General features: G+C 74.5%; 20 protein-coding genes and 1 riboswitch. Of the genes, 15 read left to right on the top strand and 5 right to left on the bottom strand.

Annotation, left to right across the window (positions count from 1 at the left end):
* Positions 1-12 precede the first annotated feature (12 nt).
* The 8 genes from ssd (at position 13) to G7063_RS13100 (ending at position 6038) form a co-directional block, all read left to right on the top strand.
* A complete protein-coding gene (gene ssd, locus G7063_RS13135) occupies positions 13-888 on the top strand; it encodes a septum site-determining protein Ssd (RefSeq protein ID WP_240916092.1) in 876 nt (291 codons plus the stop codon).
* A complete protein-coding gene (locus G7063_RS13130) occupies positions 885-2045 on the top strand; it encodes a TadA family conjugal transfer-associated ATPase (RefSeq protein ID WP_166414792.1) in 1161 nt (386 codons plus the stop codon). The genes ssd and G7063_RS13130 overlap by 4 nt, the downstream gene beginning before the upstream one ends.
* The gene (locus G7063_RS13125) at positions 2042-2818 is read left to right on the top strand and encodes a hypothetical protein (protein WP_166414791.1); all 777 of its coding nucleotides are present in this window, start codon (positions 2042-2044) and stop codon (positions 2816-2818) included. Before G7063_RS13130 ends, G7063_RS13125 begins: the two co-directional genes overlap by 4 nt.
* Positions 2819-3066: 248 nt before the next feature.
* The gene (locus tag G7063_RS13120; protein WP_166414790.1) at positions 3067-3573 is read left to right on the top strand and encodes a secretion system protein; all 507 of its coding nucleotides are present in this window, start codon (positions 3067-3069) and stop codon (positions 3571-3573) included.
* Between the two features lie 129 nt (positions 3574-3702).
* Positions 3703-4635, top strand: coding sequence for a hypothetical protein (locus G7063_RS13115; protein WP_166414789.1), 933 nt, complete (start codon positions 3703-3705; stop codon positions 4633-4635).
* Between the two features lie 229 nt (positions 4636-4864).
* Positions 4865-5140, top strand: a complete 276-nt coding sequence (locus tag G7063_RS13110; protein WP_166414788.1) for a DUF4244 domain-containing protein — start codon at positions 4865-4867, stop codon at positions 5138-5140.
* On the top strand, positions 5140-5502 hold the full coding sequence (locus tag G7063_RS13105; protein WP_166414787.1) for a TadE family type IV pilus minor pilin: 363 nt from the start codon (positions 5140-5142) through the stop codon (positions 5500-5502). Before G7063_RS13110 ends, G7063_RS13105 begins: the two co-directional genes overlap by 1 nt.
* Positions 5499-6038 carry an Rv3654c family TadE-like protein gene (locus G7063_RS13100; RefSeq protein WP_370520715.1) on the top strand — a complete coding sequence of 180 codons (540 nt, stop codon included), beginning with the start codon at positions 5499-5501 and terminating at the stop codon, positions 6036-6038. Before G7063_RS13105 ends, G7063_RS13100 begins: the two co-directional genes overlap by 4 nt.
* A 5-nt stretch (positions 6039-6043) precedes the next feature.
* Here G7063_RS13100 and G7063_RS13095 read toward each other — a convergent pair whose 3' ends face one another.
* Positions 6044-8512 carry a DEAD/DEAH box helicase gene (locus tag G7063_RS13095; protein WP_166415371.1) on the bottom strand — a complete coding sequence of 823 codons (2469 nt, stop codon included), beginning with the start codon at positions 8510-8512 and terminating at the stop codon, positions 6044-6046.
* A 143-nt stretch (positions 8513-8655) separates the two neighbouring features.
* A riboswitch (SAM riboswitch) is annotated at positions 8656-8766 on the top strand.
* A 319-nt stretch (positions 8767-9085) separates the two neighbouring features.
* Here G7063_RS13095 and G7063_RS13090 point away from each other — a divergent pair.
* The 6 genes from G7063_RS13090 to G7063_RS13065 all read left to right on the top strand — a co-directional run bounded on the left by G7063_RS13090 (position 9086) and on the right by G7063_RS13065 (position 16419).
* Positions 9086-10084: an LLM class flavin-dependent oxidoreductase gene (locus tag G7063_RS13090; RefSeq protein ID WP_166414786.1), complete on the top strand. Its 999-nt coding sequence runs from the start codon at positions 9086-9088 to the stop codon at positions 10082-10084.
* Positions 10085-10300: 216 nt separating this feature from the next.
* Positions 10301-11875, top strand: coding sequence for a methyl-accepting chemotaxis protein (locus tag G7063_RS13085; protein WP_166414785.1), 1575 nt, complete (start codon positions 10301-10303; stop codon positions 11873-11875).
* Positions 11876-12070: 195 nt separating this feature from the next.
* Positions 12071-13348 (top strand): MFS transporter, encoded by a 1278-nt coding sequence (locus G7063_RS13080; protein ID WP_166414784.1) that lies wholly within the window; start codon positions 12071-12073, stop codon positions 13346-13348.
* 310 nt (positions 13349-13658) lie between these two features.
* Positions 13659-14180 (top strand): PadR family transcriptional regulator, encoded by a 522-nt coding sequence (locus tag G7063_RS15525; protein ID WP_166414783.1) that lies wholly within the window; start codon positions 13659-13661, stop codon positions 14178-14180.
* Complete coding sequence (locus tag G7063_RS13070) at positions 14177-14893, top strand: hypothetical protein (RefSeq protein WP_166414782.1); 717 nt, start codon at positions 14177-14179, stop codon at positions 14891-14893. Before G7063_RS15525 ends, G7063_RS13070 begins: the two co-directional genes overlap by 4 nt.
* Positions 14894-15141: 248 nt before the next feature.
* Positions 15142-16419 carry an aminotransferase class I/II-fold pyridoxal phosphate-dependent enzyme gene (locus tag G7063_RS13065; RefSeq protein ID WP_166414781.1) on the top strand — a complete coding sequence of 426 codons (1278 nt, stop codon included), beginning with the start codon at positions 15142-15144 and terminating at the stop codon, positions 16417-16419.
* 172 nt (positions 16420-16591) lie between these two features.
* On the opposite strand, the gene G7063_RS13060 is transcribed toward G7063_RS13065, so the two are convergent.
* The 4 genes from G7063_RS13060 to G7063_RS13045 form a co-directional block, all read right to left on the bottom strand.
* Positions 16592-19216, bottom strand: coding sequence for a hypothetical protein (locus tag G7063_RS13060; RefSeq protein WP_166414780.1), 2625 nt, complete (start codon positions 19214-19216; stop codon positions 16592-16594).
* Complete coding sequence (locus tag G7063_RS13055) at positions 19213-19761, bottom strand: SigE family RNA polymerase sigma factor (RefSeq protein WP_166414779.1); 549 nt, start codon at positions 19759-19761, stop codon at positions 19213-19215. Before G7063_RS13055 ends, G7063_RS13060 begins: the two co-directional genes overlap by 4 nt.
* A gap of 172 nt (positions 19762-19933) precedes the next feature.
* Positions 19934-22048, bottom strand: coding sequence for a hypothetical protein (locus G7063_RS13050; protein WP_166414778.1), 2115 nt, complete (start codon positions 22046-22048; stop codon positions 19934-19936).
* Positions 22045-22599: an RNA polymerase sigma factor gene (locus G7063_RS13045; RefSeq protein ID WP_166414777.1), complete on the bottom strand. Its 555-nt coding sequence runs from the start codon at positions 22597-22599 to the stop codon at positions 22045-22047. Before G7063_RS13045 ends, G7063_RS13050 begins: the two co-directional genes overlap by 4 nt.
* 237 nt (positions 22600-22836) lie before the next feature.
* Between G7063_RS13045 and G7063_RS13040 the strand changes: the two genes are divergently transcribed.
* On the top strand, positions 22837-25137 hold the full coding sequence (locus G7063_RS13040; RefSeq protein WP_166414776.1) for a sodium-translocating pyrophosphatase: 2301 nt from the start codon (positions 22837-22839) through the stop codon (positions 25135-25137).
* Positions 25138-25301 lie beyond the last annotated feature (164 nt).

Raw genomic sequence — 25301 nt, 5'->3', positions numbered from 1 at the left:
CGACGTGCGTGCGTGGCGGGCAGCGTCGGCGGCGACCAGGAGCGCGACGACCCGGAGGTGACCATGGCGCTGTGGACAGTGCCGCCCGCGACCGAGGCCACCGCCCGGCCGTGGCCCGCGCCCGACGACGACGCGTGGGATGCCGGACCGCGTCTCGCCGCAGCATCTCCGCCCGGCCTCCGGTCCGTCCTCGGCGTGAGCGGCGCCCGCGGCGGGACCGGCGCGAGCACGCTCGCCGCCGCGTGCGCCCGCGCGCTCGCCCGGCGCGAGGGCGGCTGCGTCCTCGTCGACCTCGACGAGGACGGCGGCGGCCTCGACGTCCTCTGCGGCATCGAGGACCAGCCCGGTCTGCGCTGGGCGGACCTGCGCGACGCGACGGGCGACGTCCCCGCCGCCGAGCTCCACGCCCTCCTGCCGCTGTGGGGCGACGTCCACGTCCTCAGCCATGACCGCGCCCGTCCCGGCGAGGTCGCGCCCGCCGCGCTGCACGACGTCCTCGCGGCGCTCGGCGCCGACGTCCCGCTCGTCCTCGACCTGCCCCGCCACGTGCGCTCCCGTCCGCCCGTGCCCGTCGACCTCCACGTGCTCGTCGTGCCGCGCGACCTCCAGGGCGTCGCCGCTGCGCAGCGCAGCCTCCACGACCTGCATCCCGCGGCGGCCGTGCGCCTCGTGACGTCCGGGCCCGCGCCCGGCGGCCTCACCGAGGGCGTCGTCGCGGACGCCGTCGGCGTCGACGTCCTCGCCCGCCTCCACACGGACCGCACGCTGCCGCGTGCCGTGGAGCGCGGCGTGGGGCCGTGCGGGCCGCGCCTGCACCGCACGGCGCTCGCGGTGCTCGGCGCTCTGCAGCACGCGATGCGTGGCGGGCGGACGGTGCGTGCCCGGTGAGGACGTACGACGACGCACTGCTCGCCGACGTCCGCGCCCGCCTCGCGACGGTTCCCGCGGGCGTGGCCGACCTCGGCGACGTCGTGCGCGACGCCGTGCGCCACCGCGGCGTCGTCCTCGGCTCGCACGCGCTCGAGCGGCTCGTCCACGACGTGCGCGACGCGACCCTCGGCGCCGGCCCCCTCCAGGTGCTGCTCGACGAGCCTGGCGTCACCGACGTCCTCGTCAACGGCCCCCGCGACGTGTGGGTCGACCGAGGCTCCGGGCTCGAGCACGTCCCGCTCGATCTCGGCACGGACGACGACGTCCGCGCGCTCGCCGTCCACCTCGCCGCAGCGGGCGGGCAGCGCCTCGACGACGCGAGCCCCGTCGTCGACGCCCGGCTGCCCGACGGTGCTCGCCTGCACGCGGTCGTCGCCCCCGTGTGTCCGCGCGGGGCCCTCATCTCGCTGCGCGTCCTGCGCCCGGGTGGCCTGCCGTACACGGAGCTCGTCGCGGCAGGCATGCTCCCGCCCGGTACGGGCGACCTGCTGCCCGCGCTCGTCGCGGCGCGCGCCAACGTGCTCGTCTCGGGCTCCACCGGCACCGGCAAGACGACGCTGCTCGCAGCACTCCTCGCGCTCGCCCCGCCCGACGAGCGCCTCCTCGTCGTCGAGGAGGCCCGCGAGCTCGTGCCGACGCACCCGCACGTCCTCCACCTGCTCGCCCGGCGCGCCAACGTCGAGGGACGCGGCGAGGTGACGCTCGCCGACCTCGTCCGAGCGACGCTGCGCATGCGGCCCGACAGGATCGTCCTCGGCGAGTGCCGGGGCGCCGAGGTGCGCGAGCTCCTCACCGCCCTCAACACCGGGCACGACGGCGGCTGGGCGACCCTCCACGCGAACTCGGCCGCCGACGTCCCCGCGCGGCTCATGGCCCTCGGCGCGCTCGCTGGCCTCGACCCTGCGGCCGTCGCCGCCCAGGCCGCGGCCGCGCTCGACGTCGTCGTCCACCTGCGGCGCACGGACGGGCGGCGTCACGTCGCTGAGGTCGGGACCGTCGGGCTCGACGACGGCCGGCTCGTCGTCGAGCCGGCGCTCACGTGGGACGGGAGCGGCGCGCCGGTGCGCGGGCCGGCGTGGGACGCGCTGGTCGCCCAGCTCCGGGACCGCGCGTGATCGCCGTCATCGTCGGCGGGCTCGTCGCCCTCCTCGTGCTCCTCGCGGGTGGTGGGACGGCTCCGGGCCGTGGCGACCGACGCCCACACCCTGTCGCCGAGCGGTCCGAAGGGGCGGCAGGCAGCGCCGTCGAGGTGCTGCTCATGGCCGTCGCGGCGTCGCTGCGCGCGGGCTCGCCGCCCGCGCACGCGTGGGCCAGGGCAGGGGTGCTCGCGACGCCCGACGGGGTGCCGCACGCTGCCTCGCTCGCGCTGCAGCTCGAGGGCGGGCAGGGGCGAGGTTCTGAGCCTGGGCACGGCGCTGGGCCCGGTTCCGACGGGGCTGGGCCGGGGCGCGATGCCGGGCCCGGGCCCGGGCCCAGCGTCGGTGCCGACGGGGCGGGACCGCCACGTGTACGGCGCGCGCGGGGCGGACGGAGCGCGGCCGAACAACGCAGCGCACGCGTCGCGGCCCTCGTCGCGGCGTGCCGCGTCGCCGTGCGGCTCGGGTCCCCGCTCGCGGACACGCTCGAGCACGTCGGGCGCGAGGCCGTCGCCGCCGAGACCCGCGCAGCCCGCCGCGACGCCGCACTCGCGGGACCGCGGGCGACCGCTCGACTCCTCGCCTGGCTGCCGCTGCTCGGCGTCCTCGTCGCGAGCCTGCTCGGCGCCGACCCGGTGAGCACGGTGCTCGGCGGCAGACCCGGTGCGGCGTCGGTGATCGTCGGACTCGGCGTGCTCGCGGCAGGACGCCGCTGGATCGCGCTGCTCGTCCGGCAGGCGGAGCGAGCGTGACGGCCCCGCACGCGCTCGTCGTGCTCGGGGTCGTGCTCCTGCTCGCGGCCGCGGGGACTTGGGGTGGCCGGTCACGGCGGCTGCGGCCGTGGGGCGCGCGGCTGCGCGCCGCCGATCGCACGGGGCTGGGCCGTGCGGCAGGGCGCGGCACCGGTCGCGCTGGCACCGGTCGCGGGGGCACCGGAATGCCCGGAACAGCGGGTCGGGACAGTCCGGCCGGCGCAGACCCGTCGGAGGATCGTGACCCGGTGGCGGACGCCGGCGTCGTCCTCGAGCTGCTCGCGGTCGCGACCTCCGCGACGTCGCTGCCCGACGCGCTGCGCGTCGTCGGCGACGCCGTGGGCGGGCCGACCGGACTCGGGCTCACGACGGCAGGCGCGGCGCTCGTCCTCGGTGCTGGGTGGGACGAGGCGTGGGCGACCGTCAGCGCGTCGGCCGACGAAGGGGTGGCCCCGGTCGGCTCGCGGCTGGGGCCGGGCGCGCTCCGCGGGGGTCGTGGCCTCCCTGCGACGCCGTCGGTTCTCGGCCTCGTCGCGGGCTGTCTCCGCCCCGCGTGGGAGCAGGGCGCCGCGCCCGCGAGCGCGCTGCGGGCGGCCCGCGACCGGCACGACCGCGAGGCCGAGGCCCGGGCGGTCGAGGCTGCCGAGCGGCTCGCAGTCCGCGTCGTCGTGCCCCTCGGGCTCTGCCTGCTGCCCGCGTTCGTCCTGCTCGGGCTCGTCCCCACGGTCATCGCGCTCGGCTCCGGGCTGCTCTGACCGGGCTGCTCCGGCCGGGCTGCTCCGGCACCGCGACCCACGACCGACCCCGCGCCGAAACACGACGGAAGCACGCCGTGCCTAGCCTCGGAGCCACGCACCGCGTCACCCGCGTGGAAGGAGTCCGTCGTGAACGTCCAGGTGAACGTCACCGCTCTCGTCGTCCCGCGCAGCCTCGACCTGCGCAGGTTCTCGCGCGCCTGGTTCCCGGAGTCGGGCTGGCTCCGTGAGCCGCTCGCTCCGCGTCCCGCGCAGGCGCTCGTCGGCGCGCGGTTCCGGGGTGCTCCGGCCTCCGACGAGCACGGCGCGCTCGGCCTCCTCGATCTCGGCGGCGACGCGCACGTCGTCGGGCCCTTTCCGGCGACGCGCGACGACGAGGCCGCGTGGTGGGTCACCGAGGTGACGGAGGTCGCAGCTGACGGGGGAGCCGGTGCCGTCGGGCGAGCCTGGGCGACCGCCGTCGCCGCGCATGTCGGGGGCGCGACCGCCGTGCCCGGCCCCGCGACGTCCGGGGCTCTCGTCGCGGCTGTCGAGCACGCGTGCGCGCTGCCGGGAGCAGGCCCCGACGCGGGCGTGCGCGAGGTTGCGGACCGGGCGTGGGACGAGGTCGGCGCGGCGGGTCTTCAGCGCGCCGAGAGCGTCCACGGTGGGTGGCGGACCCTCTACTCGCCCATGCTCGTCGACGTGCAGCAAGCGTTCGACCTGCTCGTGCGGCACGGCCTGCGCACGAGCCTCGAGGACGCCCCCGAGCGGCGTCGTGGGCATGTGGGGGCGCTCGGGTACACGCTCGTCGGGCGCACGGCCTTCGACGGGGCCGTCGTCCTGCGCATGTACCGGGCTGAGCTCGAGCCGCCCGCGCTGCGTGAGCTGCCCTGGCGCGACCACGGCCCGTTCGCGTACGAGCTCACGTGGCGTCCCGAGCACGAGGGCGGCGATCCCGGAGAGGCGATCGACGCGATCGCGCGCCGTCGAGTGCTGCCCGGACTCGCACGGATCGCGCACGCCCTGCGCGACGCATGCACGGGCACGATCCTCACGGGCGACGGGTTCCTCGCGGCCTGATCCTCGCTCCTGCCGCGGGCCACGCGCGGGACGAGGCGTCGGGCTCGGTCTGGACGGGTGAGGGCCGGTCGACGGGCGGTGGAGGCTGCCCACAGGCGGGCCCCGCGAGACCTCGTCCACGGATCGCGACGCTCCCCTCGCGCGGCCTGCGAGCGCGGCCCACCGTGGTGGTCCGCGGGTCGCCCGACCCGCGGACCAGCGGCCCCGGCCGCCGATCCCAGGAGGACGCATGAGCACCCTGACCCTCGTTCCCGACCTGCCCGCCGAGCCCGACCCCGTCGGCCCCGAGGCCGCCGCCTCGCAGACGACGACGGACTCGCGCGGCTGGTTCGCCCGCTCCGCCGCACGGCTCGGCGATCACCGCGACCGCGGTGCCGCGACGGCCGAGTACGCCGTGACGATCATCGCGGCCGTCGGCCTCGCGGGCCTGCTCGTGACGATCCTCGCGAGCAGCGACGTGCGCACGATGCTCCTCAAGATCGTCAAGGCAGCGCTGACGATCTGATGCGCAGCCAGGTACGGCCGCGGCCCGGGCGTGACGACCGCGGGTCCGTCACGGCCGAGGCCGCGGTCGTGCTGCCCGTCATCGTGCTCGCTCTCGTCGTCGTGCTCACGGTCGCGGCGGTGGGCGCGGCCCACCTCACGGTGCTCGACGGCGCCCGTGCCGGCGCACGGGCCGCGGCGCTCGGGCTCCCCGAGGGCGAGGCTCGTGCTGCGGCACGACGCGTCGCGGGGGAGTCCGCCGACGTCGACCTCGTCGTCGCCGACGGCTGGGTGACCGCGACCGTGCGCCGGGGACTCGGTGACGGCTCGGGGCCGCTCGGCGCGCTCGGTGTCTCCGCGACCGCCGTCGCGGCGATCGAGTGAGCGGGGCGGTCGTGGCCGTCGGCTGCCCCGGGGCCGGGCCGGGTACCCGTCGGCCGGACGCACGCGGGCCAGGTGCACGCGGGCCAGGTGCCCGTGGACGGAGTGCAGCCTCGGTCCGCAGGAAGCTGCGAGCAGGTACGGCCGGAGCCGCGCACGACGACGCCGGCAGCGCGTCCGTCCTCGTCCTGGCCGTGCTCGCGGTCGCCGTCGTCCTCGCTGGGACGCTCGCCCTCGCGGCGTCCGCCCGCGCGCTCGGCGCGGCGACGTCGTCGGCTGCGGATCTTGCCGCGCTCGCGGGCGCGCAGGCCGCCGCGGCCACGTGGCGCGGCGACGCGCCCTGCGCAGTCGCGACGGAGGCAGCCCGCCGTAACGGTGCCGAGCTCGTGACGTGCGACGTCGATGCGCTCGGCGTCGTCGAGGTCGGTGTGCGCCGCGCGCCGACGGGTGCGCTCGCGCGCCTCACGGGTCCACGCAGCGCAACTGCGCGAGCGGGCCCCGCCTGGGTGCGCGACGCCGAGCTAGCAGGCGCGCGGTGAGCGCGTCAGCGCAGGACGTGACCGCCCGGCGCGCACGCGAGCACCGCGTCGAGCAGCCGCACCGCGGCGTCCTTCTCGAGCGGGTTGTTCTGCGAGCCGCACTTGGGCGACTGCACGCACGCCGGGCAGCCCGCCTGGCACGGGCAGTCCGCGATCGACTCGCGCGTCGCGCGCAGCCACGTCGCGGCCAGCTCGAAGCCACGCTCGGCGAAGCCCGCGCCGCCCGGGTAGGCGTCGTAGACGAAGACCGTCGCCTCGCCCGTGTCGACGTGCATCGCGGTCGAGACGCCGCCGAGGTCCCAGCGGTCGCACGTCGCGAGCAGGGGCAGCAGGCCGATCGACGCGTGCTCGGCCGCGTGCAGCGCGCCCGGCGCAAGCTCGGCGGTGACGCCCGCGGCTTCGAGGACGTCGGCGGGCGCCGTCCACCACACGGCCGTCGTCGGCAGCGTGCGAGGCGGCAGGTCGAGGTCGTGGTTCGAGACGATTTCGAGTCCCGGCAGTCGCCGCTTCGTGTACGAGACGACCTGCGTCGTCACGTCGACGTCGCCGAGGCCCCACCGCACGGAGCGCCCGCCGGCCGTCCACGTGCGCTCGCGCGCCCCGTCGTGCACGGCGATCGTCGTGATGTCGTGCGACCACGTGCCGTAGTCGACGTCCTTGCGCCCGACGAGCGCGACCTTGTCGGCGAGGTCGAGCTCGCGCACGACGTACGACGTGCCCTGGTGCACGTACACCGCGCCCGTGTGCACCGAGCCGTCCGCGCCCGCGGCGTCGACGGTCCCGAGCATGCGGCCCGTGCCGTCCTCGACGACGCGCACGGGCTCGCCGCCCGAACCGCGCAGGTCCGTGAGGCCCGCGGCCGACGTCGGATGCGTCCAGAACCAGCCTGTCGGGCGACGCCGCAGCGCACCGCGCTGCTCGAGCACGCCGAGCACCTCGCGGGCGTGCGGGCCGAACGCGTCGAGGTCGTCCTCGCGCAGCGGCAGCTCGGCCGCGGCTGCGCACAGGTGCGGTGCGAGGACGTGCGGGTTGCCCGGGTCGAAGACAGTCGCCTCGAGGGGAGCCTCGAAGATCGCCTCGGGATGGTGGACGAGGTACGTGTCGAGCGGGTCCTCGCGTGCGACGAACGCGACGAGCCCGTCGGCCCCCGCCCGTCCCGCGCGCCCGGCCTGCTGCCAGATCGACATGCGCGTGCCTGGCCAGCCGACGACGAGCACGGCGTCGAGCCCCGAGATGTCGACGCCGAGCTCGAGAGCGTTCGTCGTCGCGAGCGCGCGCAGCCGACCCGAGCGGATCGCGTCCTCGAGCTCGCGGCGCTCCTCGGGCAGGTAGCCGCCGCGGTACGCCGCGACCGCGTCGCCGAGCCGCGGGGACACCGCGGTGAGGGCGCGCTGCGCGCTGAGCGCGACCGACTCCGCGCCGCGCCGGGACCGGCAGAACGCGAGCGTGCGCGCGCCCGCCGAGGTGAGGTCCGCGAGGAGGTCGGCGGCCTCGGCGGTCGCCGAGCGGCGTGGCCGCGGCTCGGACTCCTCGGGTGCGTCGACCCACCAGTCGTCGGGCGCGCCGCCGGGCGTGAACGTCACGAAGCCGTCGTCGACCCCCGCGTCCGTGCCGGGCAGCTCCGCGGGCTCCCAGAGGACGAACGTACGACGTCCCGTGGGAGCCGTGTCGGCGGTCACCGCGACGACGTCACCGGCGTCGACGCCCACGAGGCGGGCCGTCGTCCGTGCGGGCTCGGCGCTCGTCGCCGACGCGACGACGAACGTCGGACCCTCGGGGCGACCCGAGTAGTGCGCGCACAGCCGCCGCAGGCGGCGCAGCACGAGCGCGACGTGCGCGCCGAGCACCCCCCGGAACGCGTGGCCCTCGTCGATGACGACGTACCGCAGCGAGCGCAGCAGCCGCGCCCACCGCGCGTGCTGAGGCAGGAGCGCGAAGTGCAGGAAGTCGGGGTTCGTGAGGACGACGTCCGCATGGTCGCGGACCCAGCGGCGCTCCTCGTACGGGGTGTCGCCGTCGCACGTCGCGACCTTGAGGTCCGGCGTGCCCGCGGCCGCGAGCAGCTGCTCGAGGCCGACGAGCTGGTCGGCCGCGAGGGCCTTCGTCGGGCAGAGGTAGAGGACGGAGCCGCGGGCGCGCACGGACTCGATGCGCCCCGGGTCGAATGTGCCGCGCGCGTGGTCGACGCGCACCGACGTGAGCGCGGGGAGCCAGAACGCGAGCGACTTTCCCGAGCCTGTCGACGTGCCGATGACCGTGTGCTGCCCCGCCCAGGCGGCGTCCGCGGCCTCGACCTGGTGGCGCCAGGGCCGCTCGACACCGAGCGCGCGGTAGCCGGCGACGAGGTCGCGGTCGGCCCACGCGGGCCAGTCGGCGTGCGTGCCGGCGCGCGCAGGCACGTGCTCGACGTGCGTCGCACGGTCGGCACGACGACCGCCCGCGAGGAGCACGTCGAGAAGATCGGTGGGCACCAGCACATCCTCCCACCGCCCGGATGTCCCGAAGCGTGGGATGAATCGGTCCGAACCGTTGACATGGTCGTGACCAAGGTCCTAGTTTCGAACCACTTGCGGTGTGCGCCTCGCGGCGCTAGTCCCGTCAAGAACGATCAATCACAGGTCATGAGCGTCAGCGCCAAGCCCCGGCTGGCTGACCAGCAACCCCCGCGCGGGGGTGCTCCGGGTGAGGACCAGGCTCCGTCTGCCGTAGACGGGGCAACGAGCGTGGCCGCCTTGCGCGGCGCGGACAGGAGAGCACGATGCACCAGGCAGGATGGCAGCGAACCCTCGCGGCGACCCGTCAGGCCCGAATGTGCATGTGTATGTCGACCTGTGCCGACCGGTGCTGTCAGCGCTGACCAGCGCGACCACCGTCTGAGCACCCCGGCGCGCGACCCGCTCCCGCGCCCCACGTCCACCGCAGCGCCCCGCGCCGCACGGACCACTCCCCGCCGACGCGCGGGACCACGACACTCCCCGCACGACCCCCTGCCGCCGAGCGCCACGACGCGCCGCCGGGTGGATCGTCACTGCCTGAAGGGCACCATCATGAGCACCCAGAACCACTCCAACGCCGCGAACCGCTCCTCGAACACCGAGCGCACCCGCGTGCACCTCGGCCTCGACCTCACCGCTGCCGGTGCCCGTCGATTTGCGGGCCACCTGCCCGTCCCGGCCCCCGTCGGAGCACTCAACGCCGAGCGTCTCAACGAGCTCGTCCGCACGGCCGAGCGCGGCGCACTCGACCTCGTCGCCATCAGCGACGACTTCCGCCTCCAGCCCGAGACGATCGGCCTGCTCCGCGGCCGCCTCGACGCAGCTGTCATCACCTCGCGCCTCGGCCGCGTCACCGACCGCCTCGGCCTCGTCGCGACGATCTCGCCCGAGTCCAACGAGCCCGGCCACGTCGCGACCGCCCTCCAGACGATCTCCCGCAACTCCGGCGGCCGCGCCGGATGGCAGGTCGACGGCTCGACGCCCGACCGCCTCGTCTCCGCGGTGACCCGTCAGGTCTCGTCGATCGCGCCGACCGTCGTCTCCGTCCGCAACCGCGCGCACCTCGAGCGTGCCGGCCGTCTCGCGGACGTCGTCCGCATCGGCGCCCACACCCTCGAGGACGCACGTGAGCAGCGCCGCATCGTGCGCACCGCGGCCCTCGAGTCCGGGCGCGACGCCGACGACGTGCTCGTGCTCGTCGACCTCTTCGCCGTCACGGGCCCCGACCGCGCGAGCGCCGAGGCCCGCCTCGACCTCCTCGACGCGTTCGAGGGAGCCGAGGTCGTCGCCGCCCACTCCGACTCGATCATCCAGGTCGGCACGCCGCTCGACCTCGCAGACCTCATCGAGGAGTGGCACGCCGCGGGTGCCGTCGACGGCTTCATCGTCACGCCGTCGTCGCTCGTCGCCGACGTCGCGGGCCTCGTCGACGGCGTCGTGCCCGCCCTGCGCGCCAAGGGCATCTTCCGGGACGGCTACCCCGGCGCGACCCTCCGCGAGACGCTCGGCCTCACGAGCTCGGTGCACTCGCTCACGGGCACGGGTCGCTGACCCGCGTCGCACCGCTCCACCTCACCGGCCGGCCCGGGACCCCGCACCCGCGGGATCCCGGGCCTTGCCGTTCCCGCCGGTCCGCTCGGACACGTCGCTCTGGGTGCTGGCACCCAGTGGTTCCGGGCGCCCACTGCGCGCACCGTCAAGAATGCTCACGTTCACGAGCCGCTCGTCGATCAGGCACCCATCACGCCCGTCCCGAGAGGTATCGACATGGCACTGTCCCGGCTCACGATCGTCCGCAAGCTCGTCCTGCTGCTCGTCCTCACGACGATCGGGCTCGCCGTCACGGCCGGCGCCGCCGTCATCCGTACCGAGTCCCGGATCGTCACCGAGCGTCGCGCCGCGATCCAGGCCGTCGTCGAGGTCGCGGTCGCCGCCGTCACGCACTACGGGACGCTCGCGGAGTCCGGAGCGATGACGCTCGACGACGCGCAGAAGGCCGCGGCCGAGGCCGTCGCCGGCATGACGTACCAGGGCGACGAGTACCTGTGGATCAACGACATGGGTCCGACGATGATCATGCACCCGACGAACCCCACGCTCGACGGGACCGATCTCTCGCAGAACACCGATCCTGACGGCACACGCATCTTCGTCGAGTTCGTCGACATCGTCCGCGCCGACGGTGCCGGTTTCGTCGACTACCAGTGGCCCAAGCCCGGCGCCGAGGACCCGCAGCCCAAGATCTCCTACGTCGCCGGCTTCGCGCCGTGGGGCTGGGTCATCGGCTCGGGCGTGTATGTCGACGACGTCCGCGCCGACGCGATCGCCGACGCGCGCTCGCTGCTCGTCGTCGCGGTGCTCGTCGTCCTGCTCGTCTCGGCCGGTTCCCTCGTCGTCGCACGCAGCGTCGTCGGACCCATCACGCGCGCGACCGAGGTGCTCGCCGAGGGCGATGCCGACGTCCGGCTGCCCGAGGGTGGGCAGCGCACCGAGCTCGACCGGCTCGCGCACGCGCTCAACGGCGCGCTCGACCGCACCGCCGACGTCGCGCGAGGAGTCCGTGAGGTGTCCGACGGGCTCATGGGCGCGGCCGACGGCCTCGTCGCCGCAGGTGACAGCCTGGCGGGTGCCGCCGAGGTGTCGGCGAGCCAGGTCGCCAACGCCCGCGTCGCAGCCCGCACCGTGAGCGACGGCATCGACGCGGTCGCGGCCGGGGCGTCGCAGATGGGCGCCTCCATCTCTGAGATCGCACGCCACGCCGGCGAGGTCGCACGCATCGCTGACCGCGCGGTCGAGGCTGCCGACAGGTCCAACCGGACCGTCGGCGCGCTCGGGGAGTCCTCCGCCGAGATCGGCTCGGTCGTCAAGCTCATCACGTCGATCGCCGAGCAGACGAATCTCCTCGCGCTCAATGCGACGATCGAGGCGGCCCGGGCCGGGGACGCTGGCAAGGGCTTTGCCGTCGTCGCGGGCGAGGTCAAGGACCTCGCCCAGGAGACGGCGCGCGCGACGGGCGACATCGCCTCGCGCATCGACGCGATCCAGGAGGCCGTCGCGCAGGCCGCCGCGGAGATCGGGCAGATCACCGTCGTCGTCGGCGAGATCAGCCACCACCAGACGACGATCGCAGGCGCGGTCGAGGAGCAGACCGCGACGACGGCATCGATGGCCGCGGCCGTCGCCGACGTCGCGGAGGGCTCACGTTCCGTCGCGGCGACGCTCGACGACGTCGAGGTGGCCGCCGGCCGCACGACCGAGGAGGTCGTGACGATCCGCGTCGCGGCGCAGGACCTTGCCGAGACGTCGCACCGGCTTGCGGGCACGGTCGCCGCGGGGGTGTAGCAGGCTGGGCGGGGTGGTGACGTACGTCTCCGCCCCGGTGACGGGCGCGCGGCCCGTGCTACCGTCGACGGCGGTGCCAACAGCACCCCGGACGGACCCCGCCGACGCCACCAGGCCGCGGACGAGTCCTCCGCCACGTGCATCACCTGCTCCAGCAGCAAGGCGGCACCGCCCCTGCACGAGAAGGACCCGCACATGAGCACCACCACGTCCACGTCCACGCCCGCGACGCCGATCAGCCCCGCGACGCAGAGCGCTGCGGCGACCCCGGTGCTCGCTCCCTCGCTCGTCCGCGCGACGGGCTGGGGGTACTACCCGGTCGCCGCGATCGCTCGCCTGCCGTTCGCGATGGTCGTCGTCGGCGTCCTCACCTACGTCGCGACGGTCACGGGTTCGGTCGCGCTCGGCGGCCTCGCCTCCGGTGCGGTCGGCGTGGGCGTCGTCCTGGCGGGGCCGTTCGTCGGCGGGCTCGTCGACCGCCACGGCCAGCGTCGCGTCGTGCCGGTCGTCGGCCTGCTCAACGCGGTCGCGGTCGCGCTCGTGCCGCTCGTCGTGGGCGCGGACGCGACGCGGCCGCTCGTCGTCGTCGTCGCCTTCCTCGCGGGGGCGACCGTGCCGCAGGTCGCGCCGCTGTCGCGAACGCGCCTCGTGACGATCGTCGGCGCGCGCGTCGTCCCCGAGAAGCGTGTCTCGACGTTCTCCCACGTCATGTCGTACGAGTCGGCGATCGACGAGACGGCGTTCGTCATCGGCCCCGTCCTCGTCGGCGTGCTCGCCGCGTTGGTCGCGCCGTGGCTGCCGCTCGCGGTCGCAGCGGCGCTGAGCCTCACGGCGGTCGTCGCGTTCGCGCTGCACCCGACGGCGTCCGTGCTGGCGGCCGGACACGCGGGCGAGGAGCGCGCGCCGCTGCGCGAGATGGTGCGCGCTCGGGTGCTCGTCGTCGTCGGCGGCGCCTTCGCCGTCGGCCTGTTCTTCGGCACGACGCTCACGTCGCTCACCGCGTTCATGGGGGAGCAGGGGCGCGGTGACGAGGCTGGTCTCGCGTACGGCGCGATGGGCCTGACGTCGGCCGTGCTCGCGCTCGGCGTGGCGCTGCTGCCGCGGTCGTTCGCGCCGCGCTGGCGCTGGGTCGCGTTCGGTGCGCTCATCGTCGCGTCGTCCGTGCTGTATGCAGGGCTCGCGGCCGACGCGTCGCCGATCGGCGTGCTGCTCCTCATGGGTCTGGGCGTCGGCCCGGTGCTCGTGACGATCCTCTCGATGGCGTCGGCCCGCAGCCCGCAGGGGCGCGCGGCGACGACGATGACGCTGACGACCGCGGCCCTCGCGCTCGCGCAGGCCGTCGCGGCGACGGTTACGGGGCAGCTCGCAGAGTCGCAGGGTGCGGCGTCGTCGATGGTCCTGCCCCTGGCGTCGGCCGTGCTCCTCGTCGTGCTGGGCCTCGCGAACGTGGCCGTCGAGCGCCGCACCGCCTGACCCGTCGCCCCCGCGCGCTGCGCCAAGGCGCGCCGCACCGCCTGACCCGTCGCCCCCGCGCGGCGCCGAGGCGTGCCGCGCAGCTCGCCGTCCGCGCGCACGCGGTTCTCAGGCCCCCGCCCTGATCGAGCCCCTGGCCGACCAGCGCCGCCCGCGCGTACGCGGTTTTCAGTCGCGCACGCGAGTTTAAACCCGCGTGCACGACTGAAAACTGCGTGTGGGTGCCGTGACGAGAGTGAGTGCCGTGACGCGAGTGGGCTGCATGGCTGAATAGGTTGTGTGACTGACTAGGTCGCGTTACTGTCTAGTCATGCCCGATGTCACCTGGCCCGCCGAGTGGCTCCGCGGCGTGCTCGAGCCCTGCGTCCTCCACGTCCTCGCCGACGGCCCGACGTATGGCTACGCGATCGCCGAGCGGCTCGACGAGCTCGGACTCGGCCGCCTCAAGGGGGGCACCCTCTACCCGCTGCTCGGTCGCCTCGAGACCGCCGGCCACGTCACCGTCGAGTGGCGCGTCGGCGACGGCGGCCCCGGCCGCAAGTACTACGAGCTCACGTCCGACGGCCGCGCCGCGCTCGCCGACGCCCGCGTACGTTGGCGCGCGTTCACGACGACGACGCTCGCGATCCTCACGCCCGAGGACGCCACGCCCGACGGTCCGACGGTGTCCGTTGGCGCCCTGTCCGACAGCACCGCGCCCGACGGCCCGGCGGCGCCCACCGGCGCCGCTGCCTCGGACGTGGTCGCGCGGAACAGCCTGCCCGAGCTGGCGGGCAACTCCACGCCCGACTCCCGCCCCATGTCCCGCCCGACGACGGAGGTCCTCCCGTGACACGCATCCCTGATCCCGCAACGCTCGCCCCGCACGTCGATGGGACGTGGGCCGAGGCCTTCGTCGTGGAACTGCGCCTGCTCGACATTCCCGGCGCGCGCATCGGCGACGCGCTCGCGGAGGTCGAGGCGCACTGCCACGATGCGGGGGAGTCCGCGCCTGACGCGTTCGGCGCCCCGGTCGCCTATGCGCGCTCGCTCGGCCTCGTGCCCGATCCGGAGGCGGAGAGCGACGTCCGGAAGGTCGGTCTCGGAGCGGGCCTGCAGCTCGTCGGGCTGTTCCTGGTCCCCGGTGCCGTCGGGCCGCTCGTGCGCGGTGAGGACGCAGGACTCACGGCGGGCTTCCTGCTCGGTGGGCTCGTCGCCCTTCTGTGCATCGTGGCGCTGGTCGTGCGGTCGGGGCCGCTCCTGCGCGGGTTCGTCGAGCGTCCGTGGATCTCGGGGATCGTGCTGTGGGTCGCGTTGTCGGCTGCGGTGCTGCCTGTCCTGCTGTGGCGTACGACGGTGCTCACGGTCTCCCCGCTCGCGGCTGTCGCACTGGGGGTCGTCGTGCTCGTCGTCGGGTGCGTCCTCGAGGCGCGAGCGCTCGGAGCGCCCGATGTCGTCGTCGACCCGACCGCTCCCGCTCCGTCGCCCGCGCGTTTCCCGTTCGCGGTGCTGCTCATGCCGCTCGCGACGATCGTCCTCACGGGCATCGCCGCGGTCGCCTCCTGACGCCCAGCTGGCCCGGCCCGAGCCGCCTACCCGCAGCTTTGTGCTCTACCCGCAGGTTGAGACTTGCGGGTAGGGCACAAAGCTGCGGGTAGGCCGACGGGTCGCGGCGTGGACGGACGGACGCGTGGACGTCTCAGGCCGTGCGGCGCGTGTGGCCCTAGGATCGTGGGTGGTCGCGCGGCGCCCGCGCCCGTGGCCTGTCGGAACTCACCATGACACCCGGCCCAGGCCGGCGAGAGGCGTCAACGATGTCCCCTGCGTTCGAGAACCTCAGCCCCGACGAGCTCGCCGCGGAGCACGCGCGCCTCCAGCAGGCGTACGCGGATCTGCAGGCCACGGGCCTCACGCTCGATCTGACACGCGGCAAGCCCGCGCCCGCGCAGCTCGACCTCTCGAACGCGCTCCTGTCCCTGCCGGGCGACGGCGACTTCCGCGACGGGACGGGCACGGACGTCCGCAACTACGGCGGTCTCCAGGGCCTGCCGGAGCTGCGCGCGATCTTCGGCGAGCTGCTGCGCATCGACCCGGCGAACCTCTGGGCGGCGGGCAACGCGAGCCTCGAGATCATGCACGACCTCGTGGCGTTCGCCCTGCTCCACGGCACGAACGACTCCGAGCGTCCGTGGCGTGACGAGCCCGTCGTGAAGTTCCTCTGCCCCGTGCCGGGCTACGACCGTCACTTCGCGATCGCCGAGACCTTCGGCATCGAGATGATCCCCGTGACGCTCCACGCCGACGGCCCCGACCTCGACGAGGTTCGTGCGGCCGTCGCCGACCCCGCGGTCAAGGGCATGTGGTGCGTGCCGACGTACGCGAACCCGACGGGCGCTGTGTACTCGGAGGAGGTGACGCGCGCGCTCCTCGCGATGGAGACCGCAGCCCCCGACTTCCGCATCGTGTGGGACAACGCGTACGCCGTGCACCCGCTCGCCGAGCAGGGTGCCCCAGCGCTGCCGATCCTCGACCTCGCCGTTGAGGAAGGCCACCCGAACCGCATCTGGACGGTCGCGTCGACCTCGAAGATCACGTTCGCGGGCGCGGGCGTCGCGTTCCTCGCCTCGTCGGCCGCGAACCTCGCCTGGTACGGCAACCTCTACGGCAAGCGCTCGATCGGCCCGGACAAGGTCAACCAGCTCCGTCACCTGCGATTCTTCGGTGACGCGGCGGGCGTGCGCGCGCACATGGAGAAGCACCGCCAGATCCTCGCGCCCAAGTTCGACGCGGTGCTCGAGATCCTCGAGGCCCGCCTCGGCGGCACGGGCGCCGCGACGTGGACGCGCCCCGAGGGCGGCTACTTCATCAGCCTCGACGTCGTGCCCGGCACCGCGCGTCGGGTCGTCGAGCTCGCGAAGGCCGCGGGCATCGCGCTCACGGCCGCGGGCGCGACGTTCCCGGGCGGCATCGACCCGCGCGACGAGAACATCCGTCTCGCCCCGAGCTTCCCGTCGGCCGACGACGTCCGCACGAGCATGGACGGCGTCGCGACGTGCGTCCTGCTCGCCGCAGTCGAGGCGCGCCTGGCCTGAGTCGCGGCACGCGCCCGCCCACGCGACGCGTCGGCCCGCGCCAACCCGCGCGCAGAAGGCGGCGCACAGCACGATGCGCACGACAGGCAGCACCGCACGACGCAGGGCCCGACCGTCACGGTCGGGCCCTGCGTCGTCCGGGAGCTGCCACCACGAGCTGCCCGGGACCGACTCAGTCGGTGACCTTCGTCGGGTCGACGGTGAGGTTCCCGACCTTGGCGTACGTGCTCGCGAGCGACCCGTCGTCGAGGGCGATGGTCACCCCGACCCACGCTTCGTAGGTCCCGGCGGGCACCTCGTCGCCCGTCGTGCACGAGTGGATGTCGATCGCCCAGGCCGCCGCCATCGACGCGTCGGGTGCGAGCGACACCGGGGAGCTGCCGACGTACGACGCGTCCGGGACGCGCGAGACGATGCGCCCGTCCTTGACGAGGACCGCCGGCAGGATGTGCGGCAGGTTGCCGGTGAGCGTCCGGTCGCCACGGTTCGTGACCCGCAGGTCCTGCCCGTAGGCCGCCTCGAGGCCGATCGTCGCCGTGACGGGCTTGCTCGTCACCGCGAGCTCCTCGTCGCCGCGCACGGGCAGGGGCGCGGCGCACATGAGGTCCGAGGTCGTGGCGCCGCCGAGCACGATCGTCGCGACCTTGCTCACGACGGTCCGCGCGGCGTGCACGGGCGCGGTGCCGGTGACCTCGAGCGTGCCCCACACGTCGTAGGTGCCCTCCGGAAGGGAACCGTCGCCGCCGCACGAGCGGAACTGGGTCGCGACCGTGGCCTCGGCGCTTCGCCCGCCGCCGAGAGTGGCGCTCATCGGCGAGGACGGCCCGCCGAGGAGGTCCTCATCGAAGACGCTGCCGACGACGTGACCGTCGCGGGTGAGGACGCCACGGGTCGCTCCGTAGGACACGCGCTGGGTCGTGTCGCTGGAGGAGACGAGCTTCGTCAAGGGCAACCAGACGCCCTCGAACACGTCGTCCTCCGCGGGCGACATGGGTGCTCCGTCGCCCAGCGGCACGATCTCGTACGGGTCGCCCTGGTAGCCGGGGACGAGCGCACCGCACGCGGGGAACGTCGCGGACGGGTCGGCGGCGGGCAGTGCTTCCCCGTCGCCGACGACGATGTCCTGGCGGACGGAGATGAGCTCGTGGCTCCCGTCCCCGGTCTCGGGGACGTGGACCGGCACGACGACGAGCAGCGTGTACGTGCCGTCGGGCAGGGCGCTGCCGTCGCACGCCGACGTCGAGACGTCGGCCGTGAGCTCGTTCCTGAACGTCGTGTCGCCCGTGGGGACGTCGGGCCCCGTCCACCAGGGGCCGTCGGGCTGCTCGGTCGTGGCGACCGAGACGACGGTCTCGTCGCGCAGGAGGTAGACCTCGACGGGGCCGCCCTCGAGGACGTCGAGCGCGCCCTTCGCGTGTCGGATCGCCGCGGAGACGGCACCCTTGGCGACGGCGCCGGCGGCGACCCTCGTCTCGGTGCCCTCGAGCGTGAGCGTCACCTTGTCACCGCCGGCGGTGGTCGACGACGTGATCTCGCCGGTCGGGTCGCCGCACGTGAGCATCGACGCGTCGGAACCGGTCCCGACGGAAGGCGCGGTGAGCGCCACGGGGACGGCCTCGCTCGCGATGATCGTCGTGGTCTCGGAGTTCTCGGCGACGGTCTCGTCGATCTCGACGACGGCCCACGCCTCGTAGTCGCCCGCGGGGAGCAGGCCTGAGCCGTCGCACGCGGTCGCGCTGCCGGCGACACGCATGCCGTCGACGACCTGCGAGGTCCCGGGCACGATGCCCGTCGCGTCGTCGGCGCCGAACCAGGCCCGCAGGTCGCGGCCCTCCGTCTTGTGGGCCGCGACGATCTTGCCGTCGCGGGCGAGGTAGACCCAGACGCCCTTGACGGTGCGTGCCTGCGTGCTGCCGTCGAGGACGGCGGGGTCGAGGCGCAGGAGGGCGGGAAGGAGCGGCGCCGACGACGTGGGACGGTCGGGGCCGATCGCCTCGAGCCGGTAGGTGTCGACGGCCGAGGAGTGCAGGCCGGGGACGGACGTGGTGCCGCACTCGAGGGCCCCGGTGTCCATCGTGAGGTCGGGGCCCCCGATCGTCACGTCCCACGGGCCGCCGACGACGGTCACGGGGTCGCGGCCGTCGGTCGGCTGGAGCAGCGAGCCGTCGAGCGTCGCCCACACCTCGTAGCGGCCTGCCGGAAGTGTGTCGCCGCCGTCGCAGGGTACGGGCACCGTGCGGGAGAACGCCTCGCCCGGACCGCCGCCGGCGATGAGCTCGACCGCCGTGAAGGGTTCAGGCATCGCCCCGCCTGACGCGACCGCCAGGCCGTCCTTCACGACGGTGTAGGTGACGTAGCCGGTCGAGCCGAGGGACTCGGCCGGCGAGGCGGAGTCGGGGCCGAGCACCGCCGCGACCGACGGCAGGTCGTCGAGCCCCGTCACCGTGAACGGGCCGTTGCCGTCGACCGGGACGAGCGTGAGGTCGTCGTTCGTGCCCTTCGGCGCCGTGAACGGCGTGCCGCACGAGATCGGCGGGGGCGCGGTCGTCGCAGGCGGCGGCGTGCCGTCGTCGCCGCCGAGGTTCTGCGCGACGAGGACGCCGCCGACGGCGACGACCGCGACCGAGGCCGCGGCGACGAGCGAGCGGGCGGCGGTGCGACGTCGTCGGGCCGCGAGGCCGTGCGTGCGCGCGGTCGCAGCCATGTCGTCGAGGGAGCGCGCGCGGGGCGCGTGGGCGGCGTCGTCGGCGAGGCCTCGCAGGAGGGCCGACAGGTCGCGGGGGTCGTCGTGGGTCATCGTGCACCTCCGTGGGTGACGTCGAGATCGGTGGGGTGGGCGTCCGCGAGGGCGCCGAGGTGGTGCTCGAGGCGCTTGACCGAGTCGGACAGGTAGCGCTTGACGGAGCCCTGGGCGAGCCCGAGCTCCGCAGCGATCTGCGGGACGGTCATGTCCTCGTAGAAGCGCAGGACGACGCACGCGCGCTCGCGGGGCGCGAGCGTCGCGAGCGCGCGCAGCACGTCGAGGTGCGCGGGCACGTGCTCGGGCGTCGCGGCGCCGTCGTCGGGCTGGGACGACGGCACCACCTGGAGATGGCGCACCGCCGCCCAACGCTTGCGCCGACGGAAGCCGTCGACGAACGTGTTGCGGATCGTGCGGCGGACGTAGGCCTCCGCGCTGCGGATGTCGTCGTCGGTGCGCCTGCGTGAGTAGGCCGCGACGAGCGCGTCCTGCACGAGGTCCTCAGCCTCGGCGAGGTCGCCCGTGAGCAGGTACGCCGACGACACGAGCGCGTCGCCACGCGCGCGGACGAGCTCGTCCAGCGTCGTAGCCCAGTCGTTCATCGTCGTGCTCCTCGTCGCGGCACCCACGGGCGCGGGTCGCACACGGTACGTGTGCGCGGTCCCTGCGACCATCGTGCCCTCCCGGTCCCGCCACCGTGCGGTGGCGTGGTCGGGGCGCCCCGTGCGGGCGCCTCTACCCGGTATGACGACCGGGAGGGCACGTTTCGTTGGGTCAGTCGTCGACGATCTCGAGGGGCCAGGTGCGGACGACGGCGACGGTGCCGGAGGGCGCCTCGACGGAGACCACTGCGGTGAGGTCGTAGGTGCCTGCGGGGAGCACCTCGTCGTCGCAGCCGACGAGCGCGACGTTCGCCCAGAGCTCGCGGGTCTCGCCCAGGGTGACGTTCTGGGTGACCGCCGTACCGTGGCCGAGGACGACGCGTCCGTCGCGCGAGACGGTGAGCATCGTGCTGCGGACGACGAGGTCGGCCCCGTCCTCTGCGGACAGCGACATCCTGGGGTTCCAGAAGCCGTCCTCGAGGGCGGACGTGCGTGCGACGAGGGGATCGGCGTTCGTACCGGACGCGTGGGGCTCGAGCGTGAAGTGATCGCCTGCGTCGGCGGGCAGCACGTCGGCGAGGACCTCGGAGCACAAGGGCACGTACCTGACGCGGGTCGTCTCGGGGTCGACCGGCGCGAACGACACCTGCCACGGTCCGCCGTGGACGAGGACGTCGCGCGACGCGCCCGCGACCGTGAGCGTCGTGTCGAGCGACGCCCATGCCGTGTACTCCCCGGCGTCGAGCGTGGCACCTGGGCAGGGCTCGAACGCTGCGACCTCGAAGGACACCGACGACTGGTGATCGGACCCGGCGGCGTCGATCTGCCACGGATCGGCGTCCACGGGCTTCTCTGCGCCGAACGCCACGACGACGCCGTCGCGCAGCAGGACGGGTCGCACCGCGGAGTCCCACGTCAGGGTGCGGGCGGGGCGGCCGGTCGCCACGAGGCTCACGGGCAGCGACCGGTCGTCGCGGCCCGCGACGCTGTGCGCGGGCGCGTCGATCCGGTCGGACGTGACGCCGTCGAGCTTGATCGCCGGGTTGTGCACGAGGCGCTCCGGGGCGACGACGGGCTCGCCGCACACGGGAGCCGCGAGCGGTCGTGCCGCCGGGACGTCGCCCTCGACGACCGTGAGCCGGCCGGCGTCGACGAGCTCGGAGACCTCGACCTGGAACCCGATCGCGACGGGCAGGACCGTGACCACGTCGTAGTCGCCGGGGGCCAGCGGCTCGCCCGTGCTGCAGCTCGTGCCCGGGACGGTTGGTCTCAGCGGTCCGTCGAGCAGCGCGACCTCGTCGATCCCGGGCCAGTCCGGGTCGGTGCCGGGGGTGTGCCACTCGGCGCCCGTGGGGTCGGAGCCGAGCGCGGCGGCGATGATCCCGTCGCGGACGAGGTAGACCTCGGCGCTCCGGCCGAGGGCGGGTCCGTCGACCCCGACGGTGAGGCCTGCGTCGAGCGTCGCGCCTGCGCGGACCGCCGGCCGTGCGAGGTGCGCGCGCAGCGGCGGACGCAGCGCGGCCTGGAGTCGCGCGCCGTCGGGGTCGAAGCTCCACGGGAGCTGGTCGATCGGTGCGCCGCACGCGAGCTGGAGCGCCGCTGCCGCGGGATCGGGCGCCCCGATGTGCACGGTCCTGGCTTCGCCCCAGATGCGTGCGGGCCGGGGGTCGGCGACGTCGAGCGCGACGTCCGTGAACGCATAGATCTGGTAGGTGCCCGTGGCGAGCGGAGCATCCGTGCACAAGGTCATCGGGGAGGGCGTGAGCGTGTACGACGTCGTCAACGGGTCGAGACGGTTCTCGGCGGTCGCCGTGCCGAGCGACGGCGTCGCGCCGACGATGACGCCGTCGCGCACGAGGACGTGCCCGACCTGCGTGCTCGCGACGAACGACACGGGCGCGTCCGTCGAGTTGCGGAGCGCGGCGATCCCGATCTGCGCGGAGAGGGCCCAGACGAGCGGAGGCTCGGGGTCGGTATCGGGCCCGACGATCGTGATCGGACCCGTCGTCAGGCGCTCGGTGAATGTCGTGCCGCAGGACGCCGGGCCGGCGGGCGGTGGTGGCGTGGTGTCGTCGAGGCCGTCGACGAGGCCCCAGCCGGCGACCCCGAGCACGACGGTGCTCGCCGCGGCGACGAGCGCGCGGCTCGTCGCACGCCGACGCCGCAGGACACCTGCGCGCCGGCGAACCCCGGCGACGAGCTCGTCGTCGCTCAGGGGGGTCGTCGTGCCGCCAGCGGCGGCGGCGATCGCGTCGAGCGCGTCGGTGAAGCGGTCGTCGTGGTTCATCGGGTGCCTCCCAGCGTCATGCGGTCGGTTCCAGGTGCGGAGGTGTCCGGCGCGTCGGGGCCGAGGTTGGCGGCGAGGCGGCGGTGAGCGTCGGAGAGGTAGCGCTTGACGGAGCCGACGGACAGGCCGAGGCGGCCCGCGATGTCGGCGAGGGGCAGGTCGTCGTAGTGCCGCAGGACGACGCACGCGCGCTCGCGGGGCGAGAGCCCGCCGAGCGCCTCCTGGACGTCGAGGCGCACGGGCACGTGGTCGGCCGTCACCTGCTCGTGCGGCGGCTGCTCGTCGGGGACCGCCGCGAGGTGGCGGATCGTCGCCCACGTCCGTCGGCGGCGGAAGCCGTCGAGGTACGTCGTGAGCACCGCCCTGCGGACGTACGCCTCGAGCGCCGCGACGTCAGTGCCTGCACGGATGCGTGCGCACGTCGCGACGAGCGCGTCCTGGACGAGGTCCTCCGCCTCCCGCACGTCCCCGCACAGGAGGTACGCGTACCCGACGAGCGCGCGTCGTCGTGTCGCGACGAGCTCCGAGAGCGAGTGCTCCCACGTCCCCACGGCCTGCTCCGATCACTTGGTTCCCTGTCACAAGCCCCGACGGACGAGCGGCGCAGAAGGTTGGGTGCCGACCTGCGGAAACATCGAGACGCAGGTCACAGTCAGGTTACGGGATCGCTGAAACCTGCGTTCTGGCTGTGTGGCCGTCGCCACATCGGTAGTCTTGCCGGAGCCCGGACGACGATGGGGTCGCCCGGGCCAACCTGTCTCTATCGGCAGGCACGTCGAGGAGGACGTATGCAGCTCGGGACCACCAGCCTCGTCATCGTCACGGTCATCACGGTCGTCGGAGCACTCTGTCTGCTCGTCGCCGTCGGCCTCAGACGCCAGGTCCTCGCCGCGGGCGAGGGAACAGTCTCGATGCAGGGCATCGCGCAGGCCATCCAGGAGGGCGCTGCCGCCTACCTCAGCCGGCAGTTCCGCACCCTCGCGCTCTTCGCGGTCGTCGTCGTCGCGCTCCTCGTGCTGCTGCCCGGGGACGCAGGCATCCGTATCGGACGCTCGGTCGCATTCCTCTTCGGCGCCGGGTTCTCTGCGGCCATCGGCTACCTCGGCATGTGGCTCGCCGTGCGCGCGAACCTCCGCGTCGCCGCGGCCGCGCAGGTCGCAGGGCCCGTCGAGGACCGCCGTGCCGAGGGCGCGCGCATCGCGTTCCGCACGGGTGGCGTCGTCGGCATGTGCGTCGTCGGGCTCGGCCTCCTCGGTGCGGGCGTCGTCGTCCTCATCTACCGGGCCGACGCACCCGCAGTGCTCGAGGGCTTCGGCTTCGGCGCAGCGCTCCTCGCGATGTTCATGCGCGTCGGCGGCGGCATCTTCACGAAGGCCGCGGACGTCGGCGCTGACCTCGTCGGCAAGGTCGAGCAGGGCATCCCCGAGGACGACCCGCGCAACGCCGCGACGATCGCGGACAACGTCGGCGACAACGTCGGCGACTGCGCAGGCATGGCCGCGGACCTCTTCGAGTCCTACGCGGTGACGCTCGTCGCCGCGCTCATCCTCGGCAAGGCCGTCCTCGGCGAGCAGGGCCTCGTCCTGCCGCTCCTCATCACGGCGATCGGCGCGTTCGTCGCGCTCCTCGGCATCGTCATCACGCGGACGCGAGCGGGGGAGGACGGGCTTCGCGCGATCTACCGCGGCTTCTACGTCTCCGCGCTCGTCGGCGCAGGCCTCGCGGCGATCGCCGCGTTCGTCTACCTGCCTGGCACGTTCGCCGAGATCGAGGGTGTCGCGGCCGAGCTCGTCACGTCGACGTCGGACCCGCGCCTCGTCGCGTCGGGCGCCGTCGTCATCGGCATCGTCCTCGCGGGCATCATCCTCGCGGTGACCGGCTACTTCACGGGCACGACGTCGAAGCCCACGCTCCACGTCGCCCGCACCTCCCGCACGGGAGCCGCGACCGTCGTGCTCTCCGGCATCGGTGTCGGCTTCGAGTCCGCGGTCTACACGGCGGGCATCATCGCGGCCGCCGTGTGCGCGGCGTTCCTCCTCGCGGGCGGCTCCGTGTGGCTCGCGCTCTTCCTCATCGCCCTCGCGGGCTGCGGCCTGCTCACGACGGTCGGCGTCATCGTCGCGATGGACACGTTCGGGCCGGTCTCGGACAACGCGCAGGGCATCGCGGAGATGTCGGGCGACGTCGACGCGGACGGCGCGCAGATCCTCACGGAGCTCGACGCGGTCGGCAACACGACGAAGGCCATCACGAAGGGCATCGCGATCGCGACCGCCGTCCTCGCCGCGACCGCGCTCTTCGGCTCGTACGCCGACGCTGTCACGCAGGCGCTCACGAAGATCACCGACCCCGCGTCGTCGGGCATCGTCGCCTCGATGCTGACGTTCGAGATCATCTCGCCCGTGACGCTCGTCGGCGTCATCCTCGGCGGCGCGACGGTCTTCCTCTTCTCCGGCCTGGCGATCGACGCCGTGACGCGCGCCGCGGGCGCGATCGTCTTCGAGGTGCGCCGCCAGTTCCGCGACCACCCGGGCATCATGACGGGCGAGACGCGGCCCGAGTACGGCAAGGTCGTCGACATCTGCACGCGCGACTCCCTGCGCGAGCTTGCGACGCCGGGTCTCCTCGCGGCGTTCGCACCGATCGCCGTCGGCTTCGGCCTCGGCGTGGGTCCGCTCGCGGGCTTCCTCGCGGGCGCGATCGGCACGGGCGTCCTCATGGCCGTGTTCCTCGCGAACGCGGGCGGCACGTGGGACAACGCGAAGAAGATCGTCGAGGACGGCGCGTACGGCGGCAAGAACTCCGACGCGCACGCGGCCGTCGTCATCGGCGACACCGTGGGCGACCCGTTCAAGGACACGGCCGGCCCCGCGATCAACCCGCTCATCAAGGTGATGAACCTCGTCTCGGTGCTCATCGCCCCCGCCGTCGTCGCCATGAGCGTCCCGGCCGACGCCAACCACGCTCTGCGCATCGGCATCGCGACCGTCGCCGCAGCCATCGCGTTCGGCGCCGTCCTCCTCTCGCGCCTGCGCGCCGCGCAGGTCGACGAGGCCGAGGAGCTCGAGAAGGAGGTCGGGCTCGTCTGAGCCCGCCCGGCTTGCCCTCGCGACCAACCGCGACTCGTAGCGCCCCTGCACGTTCCGCTGTGTGCAGGGGCGCTTCGCGTCGAGCCCCTGAGCGACTCGTGGTGTCAGTGCACATCGAGGCCGGTGCGGGCTCCGGTGGTGAGGTCGCCCGTCCCGGGGGATGA

This window comes from Sanguibacter sp. HDW7, assembly GCF_011300875.1.
GTDB lineage: Bacteria > Actinomycetota > Actinomycetes > Actinomycetales > Cellulomonadaceae > Flavimobilis.
This window is presented reverse-complemented; position numbering and strand designations above follow the sequence as displayed.

Coding starts and splice junctions, on each gene's coding strand:
- G7063_RS13040 (WP_166414776.1), top strand. CDS start 22,837: ATGCAGCTCGGGACCACCAGCCTCGTCATCGTCACGGTCATCACGGTC.
- G7063_RS13110 (WP_166414788.1), top strand. CDS start 4,865: ATGAGCACCCTGACCCTCGTTCCCGACCTGCCCGCCGAGCCCGACCCC.
- G7063_RS13105 (WP_166414787.1), top strand. CDS start 5,140: ATGCGCAGCCAGGTACGGCCGCGGCCCGGGCGTGACGACCGCGGGTCC.
- G7063_RS13090 (WP_166414786.1), top strand. CDS start 9,086: ATGAGCACCCAGAACCACTCCAACGCCGCGAACCGCTCCTCGAACACC.
- G7063_RS13050 (WP_166414778.1), bottom strand. CDS start 22,048: ATGAACCACGACGACCGCTTCACCGACGCGCTCGACGCGATCGCCGCC.
- G7063_RS13085 (WP_166414785.1), top strand. CDS start 10,301: ATGGCACTGTCCCGGCTCACGATCGTCCGCAAGCTCGTCCTGCTGCTC.
- G7063_RS15525 (WP_166414783.1), top strand. CDS start 13,659: ATGCCCGATGTCACCTGGCCCGCCGAGTGGCTCCGCGGCGTGCTCGAG.
- G7063_RS13080 (WP_166414784.1), top strand. CDS start 12,071: ATGAGCACCACCACGTCCACGTCCACGCCCGCGACGCCGATCAGCCCC.
- G7063_RS13060 (WP_166414780.1), bottom strand. CDS start 19,216: ATGACCCACGACGACCCCCGCGACCTGTCGGCCCTCCTGCGAGGCCTC.
- G7063_RS13065 (WP_166414781.1), top strand. CDS start 15,142: ATGTCCCCTGCGTTCGAGAACCTCAGCCCCGACGAGCTCGCCGCGGAG.
- G7063_RS13055 (WP_166414779.1), bottom strand. CDS start 19,761: ATGAACGACTGGGCTACGACGCTGGACGAGCTCGTCCGCGCGCGTGGC.